The 16958-nt window shown below is 70.3% G+C and carries 11 protein-coding genes and 3 pseudogenes; 8 read left to right on the top strand and 6 right to left on the bottom strand.

All coding sequences use genetic code 11. The features are described from left to right. Window positions 1–47: 47 nt before the first annotated feature. Window positions 48–1040, bottom strand: coding sequence for an ABC transporter substrate-binding protein (locus tag OG514_RS30350; protein ID WP_266900166.1), 993 nt, complete (start codon window positions 1038–1040; stop codon window positions 48–50). A gap of 430 nt (window positions 1041–1470) precedes the next feature. Between OG514_RS30350 and OG514_RS30345 the strand changes: the two genes are divergently transcribed. After that, a complete protein-coding gene (locus OG514_RS30345) occupies window positions 1471–2487 on the top strand; it encodes a zinc-binding dehydrogenase (protein ID WP_266900165.1) in 1017 nt (338 codons plus the stop codon). A gap of 36 nt (window positions 2488–2523) precedes the next feature. Here the strand turns inward: OG514_RS30345 and OG514_RS30340 are convergent. Then, window positions 2524–2955 (bottom strand): annotated as a pseudogene (locus OG514_RS30340) (family 1 glycosylhydrolase); the annotation flags it as partial. A gap of 9 nt (window positions 2956–2964) precedes the next feature. Then, window positions 2965–3978, bottom strand: a complete 1014-nt coding sequence (locus tag OG514_RS30335) for a LacI family DNA-binding transcriptional regulator (protein WP_266900164.1) — start codon at window positions 3976–3978, stop codon at window positions 2965–2967. A gap of 311 nt (window positions 3979–4289) precedes the next feature. Here OG514_RS30335 and OG514_RS30330 point away from each other — a divergent pair, with 311 nt between their 5' ends. The 4 genes and pseudogenes from OG514_RS30330 to OG514_RS30315 all read left to right on the top strand — a co-directional run. Beyond that, window positions 4290–5255: a glycoside hydrolase family 6 protein gene (locus OG514_RS30330; protein WP_266900163.1), complete on the top strand. Its 966-nt coding sequence runs from the start codon at window positions 4290–4292 to the stop codon at window positions 5253–5255. Between the two features lie 92 nt (window positions 5256–5347). Next, on the top strand, window positions 5348–6628 hold the full coding sequence (locus OG514_RS30325; protein ID WP_266900162.1) for a glycoside hydrolase family 6 protein: 1281 nt from the start codon (window positions 5348–5350) through the stop codon (window positions 6626–6628). Between the two features lie 674 nt (window positions 6629–7302). After that, window positions 7303–9468: a glycoside hydrolase family 9 protein gene (locus tag OG514_RS30320; RefSeq protein ID WP_266900161.1), complete on the top strand. Its 2166-nt coding sequence runs from the start codon at window positions 7303–7305 to the stop codon at window positions 9466–9468. A gap of 320 nt (window positions 9469–9788) precedes the next feature. Continuing rightward, a pseudogene (locus OG514_RS30315) lies at window positions 9789–10377 on the top strand (dipeptidase); the annotation flags it as partial. Window positions 10378–10858: 481 nt separating this feature from the next. On the opposite strand, the gene OG514_RS30310 reads toward OG514_RS30315, so the two are convergent. Continuing rightward, window positions 10859–12673: an ABC transporter ATP-binding protein gene (locus tag OG514_RS30310; RefSeq protein WP_266900160.1), complete on the bottom strand. Its 1815-nt coding sequence runs from the start codon at window positions 12671–12673 to the stop codon at window positions 10859–10861. A gap of 413 nt (window positions 12674–13086) precedes the next feature. Here OG514_RS30310 and OG514_RS30305 point away from each other — a divergent pair. Both OG514_RS30305 and OG514_RS30300 read left to right on the top strand, forming a co-directional pair. Continuing rightward, window positions 13087–13596: pseudogene (locus OG514_RS30305) on the top strand (esterase-like activity of phytase family protein); the annotation flags it as partial. Window positions 13597–13699: 103 nt separating this feature from the next. Next, window positions 13700–13894 carry an esterase-like activity of phytase family protein gene (locus tag OG514_RS30300; protein WP_323181666.1) on the top strand — a complete coding sequence of 65 codons (195 nt, stop codon included), beginning with the start codon at window positions 13700–13702 and terminating at the stop codon, window positions 13892–13894. Here OG514_RS30300 and OG514_RS30295 read toward each other — a convergent pair. Both OG514_RS30295 and mgrA read right to left on the bottom strand, forming a co-directional pair. After that, entirely contained in the window at window positions 13868–14248 is a 381-nt protein-coding gene (locus tag OG514_RS30295) for a hypothetical protein (protein ID WP_266900159.1), read from the bottom strand. The two genes, OG514_RS30300 and OG514_RS30295, sit on opposite strands and share 27 nt — an antisense overlap. 609 nt (window positions 14249–14857) lie before the next feature. Next, window positions 14858–15850, bottom strand: a complete 993-nt coding sequence (gene mgrA / locus OG514_RS30290; RefSeq protein ID WP_266900158.1) for an L-glyceraldehyde 3-phosphate reductase — start codon at window positions 15848–15850, stop codon at window positions 14858–14860. A 140-nt stretch (window positions 15851–15990) separates the two neighbouring features. Here mgrA and OG514_RS30285 point away from each other — a divergent pair, with 140 nt between their 5' ends. After that, a complete protein-coding gene (locus OG514_RS30285; RefSeq protein ID WP_266900157.1) occupies window positions 15991–16878 on the top strand; it encodes a LysR family transcriptional regulator in 888 nt (295 codons plus the stop codon). Window positions 16879–16958: the final 80 nt, after the last annotated feature.

Here is a 16958-nt window from a genome sequence, read left to right as displayed (position 1 = left end):
CGGGGGCGGCACGTGGGCCGCCCCCCGGGTCTGGTGCGGGCGGACGGTCAGTACTGGCGGCCGGGCAGGGCGGCCGCGGCCTGGTCCTGGGTGAAGACGCCCTCCTTGACCTCGACCCGTTGCGGAACGCTCTCCCCCGCCGCGACCTTCTTGGCGAGTTCCATGAGCTGGTCGCCGAGGAGCGGGTTGCACTCGACCACCACGTTGATCTTCTTCTCCTGCATGGCGACGAAGGCGTCCTTGATGCCGTCGACGGAGATCACCTTGATGTCGACGCCCGGCTTCTTGCCCGCTTCCTCGATGGCCTGGATGGCGCCCAGGGCCATGTCGTCGTTGTGGGCGTACAGGACGTCGATGTCCTTGTGGGACTTGAGGAAGGCCTGCATGACCTCCTTGCCCTTGGCTCGGGTGAAGTCCCCCGTCTGGGAGGCGACGACCTTGAACTTGGGGTCTCCCTTGATGACGTCGGCGAAGCCCGCCTTGCGGTCGTTGGCGGGTGCGGAACCGGTGGTGCCCTGGAGCTCGACGAGGTTGACCGGCGCGGAGGTGCCCTCGTACTCCTTGACCAGCCACTTCCCGGCCTCCTGCCCCTCCTTGACGAAGTCGGAGCCGAGGAACGTCCGGTAGAGGGAGGTGTCCTGCGAGTCGACCGCGCGGTCGGTGAGGATCACGGGGATGCCGGCGTTCTTGGCCTCCTTCAGAACGGTGTCCCAGCCGGACTCCACCACCGGCGAGAAGGCGATGACGTCCACCTTCTGCTGGATGAAGGTGCGGATCGCCTTGATCTGGTTCTCCTGCTTCTGCTGGGCGTCGGAGAACTTCAGCGTGACACCGGCCTTCTCGGCCGCCTCGCGTACGGACTTGGTGTTGGCGGTGCGCCAGCCGCTCTCGGCTCCTACCTGAGCGAACCCGAGCACCAGCTTGCCGTCGGAGGAGCCCTTGCCGGTGCTGCCGGTGGTCGCGGGCTCGGTGGTGCAGGCGGTCAGCACGCTGCCGGCCAGGGCGGCGGCGGCGATGATGCGGAGGGCTCTGTGGGCCATGTCGTGATTCCTCTCGGGACGTGCGTCGGACCAGGCGGAGCCCTGAAGGAGACGGGCCCGGTGAAGGCGTGGCTGCGCAGGGGTGGTTGAGCCGGGCGGAGGCAGAGTGAAGCGTCGGCCTCGACGATCGGCGAGCTGGCGAACGCGACACATTGTGAGCGCTAACAGAGCCGTAACTCAAGGGCTCGTACGGCTGTTACCCGTTCTTGATGCACAGGAACGTTCGCCGCGACGAGAAGTTGTGAGCGTTAACACTCATGGGCCACTCCGAGGATCGCCCCAGGCCGCCGAAATCCCTGCGGAGTGACGACCGTTGACACGTCCCACCACGCTTCGTATCGTCGCGACACAATTTCGAACGACGACCGATATTTCGAACATCAGGAGTCCTCCCATGTGTTCCACTCGGTTCAGCACCCATCCGGGGGGTGTGAGCCCTCGGAGACAGGCCGTCGTCATCGACGGTCCCAGGAGGTTTCGCCTCGTCGAGCACACGCCCCGGCAGCCAGGGCCCGGCGAAGCCCAGGTACGTGTCCATGCCGTCGGGATCTGCGGCAGCGACCGCGACCTCTACCTGGGCCGCCGCCCCGCTCCGTACGTCCGCTATCCCGTCACCCCTGGCCACGAATGGTCCGGCACCGTCAACGCCGTGGGAAAGGGCGCGTCCGCTTCCCTGATCGGCCGCAAGGTCGTGGGCGAAGGGCTGCGGAACTGTGAGACCTGCGCACCATGCCGAGACGGCGAGACCAACCTGTGCACCGCCGGCTACGAGGAGACGGGGTTCACCCTTCCCGGTGCCATGGCCCCCACTCTCGTACTCCCCGCTCGTCTGCTGCACACGCTCCCGCCGGACGCCGACCTCACCGCCGCCGCGTTCCTCGAACCCGCCGCCTGCGCAGCCGCCGCCGTCCTCAAGGCGTGCCCTCTGCCCGGTTCGCGAGTGGCCGTCATCGGTTCCGGCGCCCTCGGTCTCCTCGCCGCTCAGCTCCTCGGCGCCTTCTCCCCGAGCGAGCTGACGGTCGTCGGCACGAGCCCCGACCGAGCCGATCTGTCCCGTCGTTTCGGAGCCACCGCCTACCGGACGTGGGACCATGCCTCCGGTCTCGCGGACTTCGACCTGGTGATCGACGCCGCCGGCGCGACGTCGACCGCGCGCGCCGCGACATCCATGCTGCGACCGGGAGGACGCCTGGTTCTCACGGGTACCCCGGTCAACGGGGCGGAAAAACTCGATCCCGCCCACGTCGTCGCACGGCAACTGTCGATCGGAACCGCCTTCGGAGCCTCATCCGGCGCCTGGTCCTACGCCGTGAGCGCCTTCTCCGCGGCACGGCTGACGCCACTCGAACTCCTCACGCACCAGCTGGGCATCGACGAATTCGAGCGGGCCGTGGAACTCACGGGCGGCGACGATCCCCACGTCGGCAGGGTTCTGCTCCGCCCTTAGACGGCCTGACAAGGCCGGCGGCTTCGCCTGTGGAGCTCAACGACCCGGGATCGCGTTCGCGGCGATCGTCCCGGCGTACCAGCGGGCGCTCGCCTTCGGAGTGCGCAGTTGGGTGGTGCAGTCGACGTGGACGGCGCGGAAGCGCCTCTCGTATCCGTACGCCCATTCGAGATTGTCCAGCAGGGGCCAGAGGTAGTAGCCACGCACGTCGGCGATGGCCCGGTGGACCGCGGCGAGGTGCCCATGGAGGTAGTCGATCCGATCGTGGTCATGGATCTGGCCGTCCGCCGTGGGAGCGTCGGGGAAGGCACCGCCGTTCTCCGTGATCGCCGGAGGGAGCCCGGGATGGGAGCGGGAGGTGGCCATGAGCAGGTCGTAGAGGCCGGTGGGATCGATGACCCAGCCCATCTCGGTGGTGTCGCCGGGCGGGAGGCGGAAGTCGACGTCCTCGGAGCCGGGCCTGGGCGTGGCGCCCCGTCAGGCGCTGGCGCGGACGACCAGGCGCGTGGGCAGGATCAGCGGAGTGGGGTCCTGTCCGTCGATGAGCGCGACCAGCATGCGCGCCATCTCCCGGCCGAGACCTTCTATGGGCTGGTTCACCGTGGTCAGCGGCGGATCGGCCACCCGGGCCACGGCGAGGTCGTCGAACCCGACCACGGCGACGTGACCCGGTACCGGGCGACCGGCTTCGCGCAGCGCGCGCAGCGCGCCGGCCCCCATGTTGTCGCTGGCGGCGAACACCCCGTCCAGGTCCGGGTGTCGCGCCAGCAGTGCCGCCATGGCGGCGGCTCCGCTGAGCTCCGTGAAGTCACCGACCTCCGGCGGGTACGGATCGAGGCCCGCCGCCAGCATGGCATCCCGGTAACCGCGGTACCGGGCGCGCCCGACCTCGGTGTCCAGCCGCCCGCAGATCGTGGCCACCCGGGTCCGACCGACCGCGATCAGGTGCTCGGTCGCCGCGCGCGCTCCGCCGACGTTGTCGACATCCACGTACCACCGGGGGTCCACACCGACCGGGCGCCCGCCGAACACGACGGGCATCTCCGCCTCCTCGGCCATGCGGGCCAGCGGATCGTCCTCGCGCAGCGCCATCAGCATCACACCGTCGGCACCCTTGGACCGAAGAAGCTGCTCAACCCGTTTGCGCCCCCGATCGGAGGCGGCCAGGCACAGCATCAGATGCAGATCGGCATCTTCCAGAGCGGCCGAGGCCCCCACGATCACCTGAGCGAAGAACGGATCCGCGAAGATCGACGGATCCTCTCCCGAGACGACCAGGGCGGCCGCACCCGTCTGACGGGTCGCCAGCGCGCGGGCGGTCGGATTCGGCACGTAGCCGAGTCGGTGGACGGCCCGTTCGACCGCCTCTCGTTTGGCGCGGCTGACGTGCGGGGCGTGGTTGAGCACACGCGAGGCCACCGACCGTGAGACACCGGCCAGTTCGGCCACCTCATCGAGTGTCGAATGCCGGCGTGGCACACCTTCCGCCATGATCTGCCTTCCTGCGACGAGTTGAACGCGGGGAAACTGGAAGCGCTTCCAGTTCGAGGACTGTAAAGCTTTCCAGCCGCCGTGTGAAGTGCAGGTCAAAAAGCGGTACTTGACAGGCCGACCGGTGCGTCACACGATACGGCCCACACCCCAAGGCACCCAGAGATTCGACTGGGATCGCTTCCAGTGGGAGCGCTTCCACTCGCTCCGCAGGTCCGAGGGGCCGCCGTGCCACCGCACTTCCTCAGTGCGCCGCCCGCTCAGGACGAGAGCGCGCGGCGCGTCCGCCGTCAGGAAACCGAGGTACCGTCATGCGCCGCCGAATCCGCGCCCTCGCAGCAGCCTTCTTCGCGCTGCCGCTGGCGCTCGCCGTCGCGCCGTCCGCCCACGCGGCCGACCCGACCACCATGACCAGCGGGTTCTATGTAGACCCGAACTCCAGCGCGAAGCAGTGGGTCGCCGCCAACCCCGGTGACGGCCGGGCACCCGCGATCAACGCCTCCCTCGCCAACACCCCCATGGCCCACTGGTTCGGCTCCTGGAGCGGCACCATCGGCACCGCCGCGGGTGCGTACGTCGGGGCGGCGGACTACTGGGACAAGTTGCCCGTCCTGGTCGCCTACAACATCTACCACCGCGACTACTGCGGCGGGCATTCCGGAGGCGGCGCCGCCTCGCCGTCCGCCTACGCGAGCTGGATCGCGCAGTTCGCCGGCGGAATCGCCAACCGCCCGGCCGTCGTCATCCTCGAACCTGACGCCATCGCGGACTACGGCTGCATGAACCAGGCCCAAATCGACGAACGCCAGGGCATGATCAGTGGAGCCCTCGCCGAGTTCAACCGCCAGGCGCCCAACACCTGGGTCTACCTCGACGCCGGCAACCCGGGCTGGGTGAGTGCGGCAGCGATGGCCCAGCGCCTCCACGAAGCGGGCCTCCGGCAGGCCCACGGCTTCTCCCTCAACATCTCGAACTACTACACCACCGCCCAGAACACCGCCTACGGCAACGCCGTCAACAGCGAACTGGCGGCCCGCTACGGCTACACCAAGCCGTTCGTCGTCGACACCAGCCGGAACGGCAACGGCTCCAACGGCGAGTGGTGCAACGCGGCCGGTCGCCGCATCGGCACGCCCACCCAGACGGGAGGCGGCGCCGAGATGCTCCTGTGGATCAAGGCCCCGGGCGAGTCCGACGGCAACTGCGGCGTCGGGACCGGCTCCGCAGCCGGACAGTTCCTCCCCGAGGTCGCCTACAAGATGATCTACGGCTACTGACACCGGACTCCTGTGGCCCGGTACCTCCCGTCCCCGCGGCCGGGCCACAGCGACCACCGCCATCCTCCCCCACCCTCCGACCAGGAGCCATCATGAAGCCACGCAACCTACGGCGCCGTGCGACCGCCGCCCTCGCGGCGCTCGCGGCCTGCGCCGCCCTCACAGCGACGCAGGGGCAGGCACAGGCCACACCTCCCGGCGACGGGCTCACCCCAGCCACGAAGTTCTACGTGGACCCGCACAGCAAGGCCGCCAAGCAGGTGCTCACCGACCTCAGGAACGGCGACTTCACGAACGCCGTGAACATGGCCAAGCTCGCGAGCTGGCCGCAGGCCGAGTGGTTCACCGAAGGCACACCCCAAGAGGTCCGGGACAAGGTGAGAAACCTCGTCCGCGACGCCCGGACGGTGAACAGGACCCCCGTCCTGGTCGCCTACAACGTGCCGGGACGGGACTGCACGCAGTACTCCAGCGGCGGAGCCGCGTCCTCCGCCGCCTACCGGCAGTGGATCGACGCCTTCGCCGTCGGCATCGGCGACAGCAAGGCGGTGGTCGTCGTCGAACCCGACGGCCTGGCCCTCCTTCCCCGCGACTGCGGGCCCGCCGTCGACCCGACCGGCGAGCTCACGGCGACCCGCATCGCCGACCTCGCGTATGCCGTCAAGACGCTCAAGGCCAGGCCTCGCACCACGGTCTACCTCGACGCGGGCAACGTCCTGTGGCGGCCCGTCGGCGACATGGCGCGACGACTGCTCGACGCCGGCGTCAAGGACAGCGACGGCTTCGCCCTCAACGTGTCCAACACCCACCCCACCGACCACAACGCCAGGTACGGCACCTGGATAGCGAAGTGCATGTGGTTCGCCACCGAGGGCCCCGAGGAGACGCGCGGCCACACCGACTGGTGCGCCACCCAGTACTATTCGCCCGCCGCGCCCAACGACGGCACCCCCGGCAACGCCGTGAACTCCGCCGACCCCGCCACCTGGCGCTGGACCGATGCCTGGTTCGACCAGACCGTGGGCACCCCGCCGAACGACGCCCTCCACCACTTCGTCATCGACACCAGCCGCAACGGTCTCGGCGCCTGGACCCCGGAGCCCGGGAAGTACACCGGCGACCCGGAGATCTGGTGCAACGCCCCCGGCCGCGGGCTCGGCCCGCGCCCCACCGCCGACACCGGCGTCCCGCTCGTCGACGCCTACTTGTGGATCAAGATCCCCGGCGAGTCCGACGGCAGTTGCACACGCAACACCGGCGGCACGATCGACCCCGAGTACGGCATCGTCGACCCGCCGGCCGGCACCTGGTGGCCTTACCAGACCCACACGCTGGCCCGCAACGCGGCACCGCGGCTCACCTTCAACCACTGAGCCCCGCTCCCCGGCGGCCGTGCTGATGCCGGCTTGGCTCTGTGACGACGAGGCCCGAGCCGTGCCCCCCGGCGCGTCGACGAATGCGACGGCCCTGGCCGTGATCACCAGCGCGCCGCGGCCGGGAACGGCTCCCGCCGCTGCTGGCGCAGCCGTTGACGATGGTGACGCGCATCACTAATCTGCGCTCCAGATCTCCCGCCTATCAACCAGGTGTTCTTCACACCGGTGAGTGGGAGCGCTCCCACAACCTCATCCGCGAGTGTCGCCAACCAGGAAGGGATATGACTGGCATGGTCACGTCATTCACCGTCCGGGCGAAGGTCCAACGGGTGGACGACGTCATTCGTCGTGGTGGTCACTCTGCTGACCGCGCTACCGACGGGCGTCGGTGCCGCGGTGACGGCGCGTGCCGGAGGCGGCGGCGCGGCTCATCGCCGTCGACTTTCCACTGGTCCCCCAACAGCGTCCTGACCGGGCCCACCAGCCTCGGCGAACTCGTCCGCTCCGGCAACGACCAGACCCTGATCACCGATCCGTGCCGCCTCCCGTACATGTACCGGGGCAGGGATCCCGCCGGAGGCGACTGCCTCCGCCTTCCCTGGCGGACGGGTCTGCTCACCGAGACCAACTTCCCCCTGCTGACGCCCCACGACATTCCAGAGGATCCGCACATGCCCCGCACCACAGCGTCGTTACTCCGCCGTCCCCCACGCCTCTCCGCCGCGCTCCTGACGGGAGCGCTCTTCATCGGCGGTCTCGCGGCCGCACCCGCCGCCACGGGCGCGTCCGCCGCGTCGGCGGCGACCACGGCCGTCCGCGTCAACCAGGTCGGCTACCTACCCGACGGACCCAAGCGCGCCAGCGTCGTCACCACGACGGCCCAGGCACTCACCTGGCAGCTGCGAAACGCGTCCGGGACGGTGGTCGCCTCCGGTTCGACCGTCCCGCGCGGCGCCGACGCTCCCTCCGGGCAGTCGGTCCAGGTGGCCGACTTCTCCTCGTACCGGAGCACGGGCACCGGATACGTCCTGGCCGTGGACGGCGGCAGCAGCGCGCCGTTCGACATCCGCGCGGACCTCTACGACGCGCTGCGCTCCGACGCGATGGCCTTCTTCCACCACCAGCGCAGCGGCATCGCGATCGACGCCTCCCTGGTGGGCTCCGCCTACGCCCGCCCCGCCGGACACCTCGGCATCGCGCCCAACAAGGGCGACACCTCCGTCCCCTGCCAGGCCTCCGTGTGCGATGGCACCCAGGACGTCAGGGGCGGTTGGTACGACGCGGGCGACCACGGCAAGTACGTCGTGAACGGCGGCATCTCGACCTGGCTGGTGGTCAACTCCTTCGAGCGGGCCAAGCGGGCGGGGAAGGAGGCGCCGCTGGGCGACTCCACGCTGCGGGTCCCCGAGCGCGGCAACGGCGTACCGGACGTCCTCGACGAGGCCCGCTGGGAGCTCGACTTCCTCATGCGGATGCAGGTGCCCGAGGGCAAGCCGTACGCGGGCATGGCCTTCCACAAGATCCATGACGCGGCCTGGACCGGCATGCCCCTCCGCCCCGACCAGGACGCTCAGCCCCGCGAACTCCACCGCCCGTCCACGGCCGCGACCCTCAACCTCGCGGCGGTCGCAGCGCAGTGCGCCCGGGTCTACCGGCCGTACGACTCCGCGTACGCCGACCGCTGCCTGTCCTCCGCCCGCCGGGCCTGGACGGCGGCCCGGGCCAACCCGGCCCTGTACGCGCCGGACTCGGACAGCACGGGCGGCGGGGCCTACGGAGACACACGGGTCACCGACGAGTTCTACTGGGCGGCCGCCGAGCTCTACGCGGCGAGCGGCGAGAGCACGTACCGGGACGCGGTCACCTCCTCGTCCTGGCACACCTCCGCCGACGCCTTCAGTCCGTACGGCTTCGGCTGGGCGGACACGGCCGCGCTCGGCCGGCTCGTCCTGGCCACCGTGCCCAACGGGCTGCCCGCCGCCGACGCGGCCCGGATCCGCTCCTCGGTGACCGCCGCAGCCGACGGCTACCTGGCCAGGATGGCCGCCCAGGGCTACGCCGTGCCCGTGCCGGCGGACGGCTACTTCTGGGGCTCGAACGGCGAGGTCGCCAACGACGCGGTCGTCATGGCCGTCGCCGGGGAGCTGACGGGTGACGCCCGCTACCGCGCAGGTGCGCTGGAGACCATGGACTACCTGCTCGGCCGCAACGCCCTCGGCCTCTCGTACGTGACGGGCCACGGCGAGATGTCCTCGCAGAACCAGCACCACCGCTTCTGGGCCCACCAGCTGGATCCTGCGCTGCCCCACCCGCCGGCGGGATCGCTGGCGGGCGGGCCCAACAGCGCGCTCCAGGACCCGATCGCGGTGGAGAAGCTGACCGGCTGCGCCCCCGCCGCCTGCTACATCGACCACATCGACTCGTACTCGACCAACGAAGTCGCCGTCAACTGGAACGCCCCGCTGGCCTGGCTCGCCGCCTACGCCGCCGAGCGCACCTCCACCGGCGGCGAACCGCCCACCGCCACCTGCGCGGTGACATACACGGTGAGCAACGCCTGGAGCACCGGCTTCACCGCGAACGTCACCGTCAAGAACACCGGCCCGACGGCCGTGGACGGATGGCAGCTGACCTGGACCTACCCGGACGGCCAGCGCGTCACGAGCGCCTGGAACGCCACCGTCACCCAGAACGGCACCGCCGTCAGCGCTCGCAACGCCGACTGGAACCATGCGATCGCCCCGGGTGCGACCGCGAGCTTCGGAGTCCAGGCAACGTACAGCGGGTCCAACCCCTCCCCCACGGCCTTCGCGCTCAACGGGAGCGCCTGCGCCTGAAAGGCTCGGGCACCCCGAGGGCCCGGCTCGCCGCGCGACCGCGGCGGGCCGGGCCCTCGCGATCCTCGAGCCGGGACCTTATCTCCGCGAGGGCTGCCACCTGATCCTGCACTCGACCGTCACCTACTCCGCAGCCAGGACACCCTGGGGCACTCTCCCCTTCGCTTGAGGCGGGCGAGGCTCCCGCCGCCGCCACTCGTACGAGGCGGCCCCGGTCCGGTTGGGCCGAACGACGAAGACAACCGAGTTTCTTCGTCGCCGTGGATGAACTGCGGGCCCATCGGCCGCCCTAGGGGGAACTCTCACTGGAAGGCCCCGACGTGACCTCTGATCTCCACCGACGCGCCATCGTCGCCGATACCCACAACGATCTGCTGATGGCGGTGTCGGCTCGGCCCCCGCATCGCTGGGCGGACTTCTTCCGCGAACGCTGGCTGCCGCAGCTCCAGGCAGGGAGGCGTGGACATCCAGGTGCTGCCCGTCTTCATCGACGACCCCTACCGGCCGGAAGGCGCGCTGCGCCGCACCCTGCGGATGATCGAGACCGCGCACATCCTGGCGGAGGGGAACCCGGACACCGTGGCCCTCTGCAAGGACGGCGCCGAGATCGACGCCGCTCTCGCCGCGTCGAAGATCGCACTCGTGCTCGCCCTGGAGAGCGCGCCGGGCGTCGACGCCGACGTCGAGCTGTTCCACACCCTTCACCGCCTCGGTGTACGCGTCGCCTCCATCGCGCACTGGAACCGCACCCCGCTCGCCGACGGCAGCGGAGAGGACGCCACCGGTTCCCGGCTCACGACCGCCGGAGTCCGGGCCTTGGCGGAGATGGAACGACTCGGCATGATCTTCGACGTCTCCCACCTCGGCGCCGCAGGGGTGGCCCACGTCCTGGAACTGGCCACTCGCCCCCGCCTGCGGCCGCGACAGCACCCCGACCTACTCCAACGTCAACAACGGAGGGAGCCGCTGCCGCTTCTGCTCCTCCCATTCGTCAAACGCCGAGCAAGCCGCGGCCGAGATGCGCGCGGCCGGTTTCGAACCGCTGGAGCCCTACCCGGGCCGGACCACGGACCCGTGGCGCTGCCGCTGCTCGTGCGGGAACGACGTCATGACGCGGCTGTCCTTCGTCCGGTCAGGAACGACGGGGTGTAAGAAGTGCCCCCGGGCCGACGGCCGAACCGACGCGTCGAAAGCAGCCGCCGAGGCTCGAGAGGCCGGGTTCGAGCCTCTGGAGACCTCTCCCGGAAAAACCACCGACCGGTGGCGCTGCCGCTGTGTGTGCGGGGCCGAAGCCACGGTGGCCCCGACGAACATCAGGCGGGGCCGAACCAAGTGCGGCTCCTGCTCCAAGGACAACGACGCCGGGGCACGCCCGCGTCCCTGCCGGGTCCTACGTCAGGCCGGCCCCGGCAGGGTCGCCGTCGAGGAAGCCGCCCGACTGGTGCTGCCACAGTTTCGCGTACGCGCCCTCCGCGGCGAGCAGCTCGTGATGTGTGCCCTGCTCGGCGATCCGTCCGCGGTCGAGGACGACGAGCTGATCCATGGTGGCGACCGTGCTCAGCCGGTGGGCCACCACCAGCGCGGTCCGCCCTTCCATGAGGCGCCAGAGCGCGTCCTGGACGAGGACCTCGCTCTCGGAGTCCAGGGCGCTGGTCGCCTCGTCGAGCAGCAGGATCGGCGCGTCGCGCAAGATCGCCCGCGCGAGGGCGACTCTCTGGCGCTGCCCGCCGGAGAGCTTCACGCCGCGCTCGCCCACCATCGTGTCGAAGCCGTCGGGAAGCGCATGGACGAACTCCGTGACATGCGCCGCCTCGGCCGCACGGTGGATCTCGGCATCGGTGGCGTGCGGCCGGGCGAACGCGATGTTCTCCCGCAGGGTGCGGTGGAACATCGCCGGGTCCTGCGGCACGTAGGCGATCAGGCTGCGCAGTTCGGCCTGCCGCAGCCTGCTGATGTCCTGTCCGCCGATCGTGATGCGGCCGCCGTCGATGTCCGTCATCCGCAGCAGCAGTCGGGTCAGGGTGGTCTTACCGCCGCCGGACCTGCCGACGAACCCGACCTTCGCCCCGCTGGGCACGGCCAGGTCGAGGTCCTCGAAGAGCGGCTTCGCGCCCGCGTGGGCGAAGTTCACCTTCTCGAAGCGCACGTCGGCGCCCTTGACGAGGAGCGGCTCCGGCACGGCCGGGTCCCGTACGGTCGGCGGGGTCAGCAGCAATTCGGTGAACTGCGCGGCCTCGGTCATCGAGCTTTCCAGGCGGCGGTAGATCTGGTTGAACTCGAACATGATCCGTGTGGCGTTGGAGTAGTAGGTGAAGGCGACGACGACCGCCTCGACGCCGTGCTCTCCCGCGCCGAGCGAGAGGGCGAGCAGCAGTCCGAGGGCGTTGGTCAATACGGACATCGGCGCGACCACGGTGTCGATGCGCAGGTTTCCGTAGTCCCACGAACGCAGGCTGAGCCGCCGCGATTCGGCGACGCGGGAGCGGTGTTCGGCGGCCTCGCGGTGTTCGGCGGCGAAGGACCGGACGGTGTCCATGTTCATCAGGGAGTCGGCGACGTGGCCGGAGACCCGGGCGATGGCCTCCTCGCGCTGGTCGACGAGCGTCTGCCGACGACGGATCAGGGGCCGCACGCACAGGGCCGTCACCGCGATCATCACCAGGAGCCCGACGACGAGCAGGGGTTCGTACGTCCACAGCACCACCGACGCGAACGCGAGGGGGACCAGTTTGCCCATGACCGAGAAGGTGAGCGTGTCGACGAACTCCTCGAAGCGGGAGGCGAAGCTCAACACCCGCTTGGTCAGCGAGCCGGCGAAGTTGTCGTGGAAGAAGGCGGCGTCCTTGGCGAACAGCTCGTCCATGCCGATCACGTACAGGTGCTCGATGCCGAGGGCGTCGAGGCGGTTCAGGCAGTGCAGTCCGAAGCGCCAGAGGGTCTCGGCGAGCAGGAGCACGCCGGCGAAGCCGAGGACGTAGGGCAGCATCGGGCCGATACCACTGTCGGCGCCCCCCGCGATACGGCCGACGAGCTTCGCGACCACGAGCGGCGCGATGTAGAAGATGCCGATGTTGCCCAACGCCGGAAGCAGCATCGCGGGCACTGCCAGCCGCTTGAGCCGGACCAACTCCTTTCCGTAGTAACGAAGTGCGAGGAGCACAGGGCCCCCGCCCGGCGAAGTCTTGCGCGATTCAGGCTTTTCCATCCCAACCCTGCTTTGTCTGATCGAACTGGACAGGGTTGGCAGTGTTCCGCGCGGACACTCGCGCCGTCCAAGGGTTTTCCTCGATCGATCCATCCGCCACCACCGGACCGACAATCGATGATCGGAACCCCGCGGAAGCCGTTTCCGCTGGTCATCGGGGCCCGATTCCTGCACCACCAACAGACGGTCCGAGGACTACCCGGTCGCCGTCCATCATCCGACGGTCGGTCCGGTGAGCGGAAGAAACACTCGCCCGGGTGACTGTGGGGCGAGTGAGGGCCGGCACGTGATCATCGGTATGAGGGCCTCCCTGATCCGCCGCGCCTGCGCCGCGGCCCTGCTCGTCACGTCCACCCTCGCCCCCGTCATCGCCGCCGCACCCCAACCCGGCGCGCCCGCACCGGAGTCGAAGCGTGCGGTGCAGGCCTGGCCGCTCGGCGAGAACACCGTCCCGTACAGGCTCGACTTCCTGGGGACCACGGCCGGCGGCCTCTCCGGGATCGACCGCGACCGATGCACCGGCGGGTACGTCCTCATCAGCAACGACCGCTCCTTCGGTGTACCCGTCCCCCGCCCTTGGCGACGGCAAGGCGATCGACCCGGAGGAGATCTGCGTCGACCCGCGCGACTGCCCCTACTGGTGGGGGCAGGAGGGCGACCGGCCCGCCGTCGCCGGCGCGCCGGTGATCCGGCCGTCCATCGAGATCTCCGACTCCGACGGCACCCACAGCGGCCGGCTGCGGCTGCCGGAGAACTACCTGATCACCGCGGAGCGCGGGACGCGCCGGAACCAGGCCGTCGAGGCGCTCACCTTCGGCGCCCGCGGCACCGTCGCGTCCAGCACGGTCGAAGGCCGGCTGCTCCAGGACGGTCCGGTGCCCGACCTGACGCACGGCGCTCTCGTCCGCGTCACGCGGCCGTCCCGCGGCGGCCGGGTGCTCGGACAGTTCGCGTACCCCATCGAGAAGATCTTCGCCGAGTCCGACCCGACCAGCGCCTGGGGCCCCGACACCGGCGTTACCGTCCATCCTGGCCTTCCCCGACGACCCCGAGCGCTACCTCGTACTCGAACGAACCTGGGTCGCCGGCTCCGGCTACAAAATCCGCCTGTACGACACCACCACGCGGGGCGCCACCGACGTACGGGCCATCGATTCCTCGGCCGGACAGCCCGTCGTCGCACGGGTGGGCCGGTCAGGCGCCCTCGTCGAAACGGCCTGACTCCACCTGGAGAGCGAGGGACTGCAGCACCTCGGCGGAGGAGATGTCGGTCCGCCCCTCGTCGTGCGCCACGGCGAGACTCGCGAAGGCCAGAGTGAACCCGGAGACCATCGTGTGGAGCGCGGGCCCGAGCGCCGCGGCGAGCAGGTGGGCGACTTCCTGCGGTGCGGCGTCGGCCGGCACGCTGATGTGGGGCAGCATCTCGTTCAGCATCTGGGTGACCACCCGCGGCTCGATCTCGGACGCGACCTCGAAGGCCTCCTCGCCGTCGCTCTCGTCCTCCACGGCCCGGCGGATCTCCTGAGCCTCCGTCAGGATGGCGATCACTCGCTTCAGAACCTCAGCTCGCTCCATTTCACGGAGCCTAGCCCCACGCCGACAGGACCGGCCGCGTCGATCGGTTCGTGCGTCGCTACCGATCGGCGCGGCGGGCAGTCCGCGAGTGTGGCGGAGCAGGCCCGCGAGCCCGTCTCCTGGGACCCGCTGCGCCGGGCTTGCCCGAACGCGATCGGCGCGGGGCCGGGCGTGGGCGACACCGGCTGTGCGGAGACCTCCTCGCAGGTCCAGGCATGGCACGGGCCCGACCGGACGTGGCGGCCGGCCGGGCACCCCCTCGCACAGGAGACGGTGGCCGTCAGGGACTCGCCGACCGTTGAGGACAGCATCAGAAGCTGCCGATCCGTCTCGTCGTGCGCGCCACCGCGGAGGCGGTGCCTCCCTGATCCGGCGATCACGATTCCGCTGTGACACGGCTTGGTCGTGGCGTCGGCGCGGTGGCCGATGTCACGACCAAGCCCGATGACGGGGACGCCGTTCGACCAGCTCGTAGCGGCCGGCGACGAGTGTCGGGATGCTGCCCGGCCACGCGCACACTCCAGGAACCGATGGGCCGATCAGGTGATCGAACCACGGCTGGATCACGCCTCCGGTGGAGGAGTCCCGAAGAGCGGTGCTCGCACCGCGTCAGGAACGCGTCAGGGTGTCGACGAGGGCCAGTTCCTCGGTGTCGAAGTCGAGTTGGTGGAGGGCGGCAACGCTGTCCTCAAGCTGTCGTGTGCTGCTCGCCCCCACGAGGGCCGAGGTGACACGGCCGCCGCGCAGCACCCAGGCGAGGGCGAGCTGGGCCAGGGTCTGGCCACGGGACGCGGCGAGGTCGTTCAGCGCGCGCAATCGGGTCACGAGGTCCTCGGTGACGGAGTCCCTGTTCAGGAAGGGGCTGTCGCTCGCGGCGCGGGAGTCCTCGGGGATGCCGTCCAGGTAGCGTCCGGTCAACAGTCCCTGTTCCAGCGGGGAGTAGGCGATGGAACCGGTCCGCAGACCGTCGAGGGCGTCGAGCAGGCCCTCGTCCTCCGGGCGTCGGTCGAGCATCGAGTATCGGGGCTGGTGAAGAGTGAGGGGGGTGCCCAGCTCGCCGAGGATGCGGGCTGCCTCGCGGGTCTGCTCGGCCGAGTAGTTGGAGACGCCGACGTACAGCGCCTTGCCCTGCTGGACCGCGGAGTGCAATGCGCCCATGGTCTCCTCCAGGGGGGTCTCCGGGTCGAAGCGGTGCGAGTAGAAGATGTCGACGTGGTCGAGGCCGAGCCGGCGCAGGCTCTGGTCGAGCGACGACAGGAGGTACTTGCGGGAGCCCCATTCGCCGTACGGGCCGGGCCACATCAGGTATCCGGCCTTGGTGGAGACGATCAGTTCGTCGCGGTAGGGCGCGAAATCCGTGCGCAGGAAGTCGCCGAGGGCGGACTCCGCCGAGCCGGGCGGGGGGCCGTAGTTGTTCGCCAGGTCGAAGTGGGTGATCCCGAGGTCGAAGGCGCGGCGCAGGATGGCGCGCTGGGTCTCCGCCGGGCGGTCCGGGCCGAAGTTGTGCCACAGCCCCAGGGAGAGGGCGGGGAGCTTCAGGCCGCTGCGCCCGGTACGTCGGTACAGCATGTCGGCATAGCGAGCGGAATGTGCGGTGTACAACGCGACTCCATGGCATGGGGGCGGCCCCGGTGACCGGGGTGTGGCGGGGAGGTGGTGGTGCCGTCACCAATCTCCCTCGACCCATGGGTATGAATCCAACAGGAGAATCCGATGCGATTCAGCGCGTAGCCTTCTGAATCATGGAACTGCGGCATCTCCAGCACTTCGTCGCCGTCGCCGAGGCCCGGCACTTCACTCGGGCTGCGGAGCGGCTCATGGTCTCCCAGTCAGGTCTCTCCGCGTCGATCCGGACCCTGGAGCGGGATCTGAGGGCTCCGCTGTTCGTACGCAGCACCCGCCGGGTGACGCTGACGGAGGCAGGGCGGGCGCTGCTGGTCGAGGCGGAACGCATCCTGACGCAGGTACGGGCCGCGCACGAGGCGGTGGCGGCCGTGCAGGGCGTGGTGCGCGGCACGCTCTCCCTCGGGTCCGAGCAGTGTGTCGCGGGAGTGCACGTGGCGGGGCTCCTTGCCACGTTCAGGCGACGGCACCCGGAGGTGGAGATACGGCTCCGTCAGGAGGGCGGACTCGCTCTGGCCGAGGATGTCGCCGGGGGGCGCCTCGACCTGGCCTTCGCGTACCGCACCCGGGCGGACTCCGACCACCTGCGCTCGGTGCCGCTGGCGGCCGAGCCGATGACGCTTCTGTGCCACCCCGGGCACCCGCTCGCCATGGCCGGGCCGGTCCTCGCGCTTCGCGACCTCAGCGGGGAGGAGTTCGTCGACTTCCACCCCGGCTGGGGACCGCGTCGGGCCACGGACGCGACCTTCGCCACCGCGGGCGTACCGCGAACCGTGAGCCTGGAGGTGAACGACGTACACAGCCTCCTGGACCTGGTGGAGGAGGACCTCGGTGTCGCCGCCGTACCGCGGCACTTCCGGCACAAGCGGGATTCCCTGCACGCCGTCCCTCTTGCCGACACCGGCGAGGCCGTCTACGAAACGGTGGCCCTGCTGCCACCGCCGCAAGCCACCAGCCCGGCGGCCCGCGCGCTGATGACACTGCTGGAGGAGGGAACCGTCCGGTGAGGTGCGAGATCGCGCGCCGCTCCGGACGCTCACCGGATGGCGCGGTGTCGGACGCCGCGTACGACTCCGGGCGATCCAGC

The organism is Streptomyces sp. NBC_00572 (assembly GCF_026341815.1).
Lineage (GTDB): Bacteria > Actinomycetota > Actinomycetes > Streptomycetales > Streptomycetaceae > Streptomyces.
The sequence above is the reverse complement of the archived record's forward strand: the minus strand, read 5'-3'. Positions and strand labels throughout refer to the sequence as shown.

What these genes read in the sequence shown, in the direction of transcription:
- OG514_RS30335 (WP_266900164.1), bottom strand. Translation starts at nt 3,978, where the DNA reads ATGGCGGAAGGTGTGCCACGCCGGCATTCGACACTCGATGAGGTGGCC.
- OG514_RS30295 (WP_266900159.1), bottom strand. Translation starts at nt 14,248, where the DNA reads ATGGAGCGAGCTGAGGTTCTGAAGCGAGTGATCGCCATCCTGACGGAG.
- OG514_RS30350 (WP_266900166.1), bottom strand. Translation starts at nt 1,040, where the DNA reads ATGGCCCACAGAGCCCTCCGCATCATCGCCGCCGCCGCCCTGGCCGGC.
- OG514_RS30320 (WP_266900161.1), top strand. Translation starts at nt 7,303, where the DNA reads ATGCCCCGCACCACAGCGTCGTTACTCCGCCGTCCCCCACGCCTCTCC.
- OG514_RS30310 (WP_266900160.1), bottom strand. Translation starts at nt 12,673, where the DNA reads ATGGAAAAGCCTGAATCGCGCAAGACTTCGCCGGGCGGGGGCCCTGTG.
- OG514_RS30325 (WP_266900162.1), top strand. Translation starts at nt 5,348, where the DNA reads ATGAAGCCACGCAACCTACGGCGCCGTGCGACCGCCGCCCTCGCGGCG.
- OG514_RS30285 (WP_266900157.1), top strand. Translation starts at nt 15,991, where the DNA reads ATGGAACTGCGGCATCTCCAGCACTTCGTCGCCGTCGCCGAGGCCCGG.
- OG514_RS30330 (WP_266900163.1), top strand. Translation starts at nt 4,290, where the DNA reads ATGCGCCGCCGAATCCGCGCCCTCGCAGCAGCCTTCTTCGCGCTGCCG.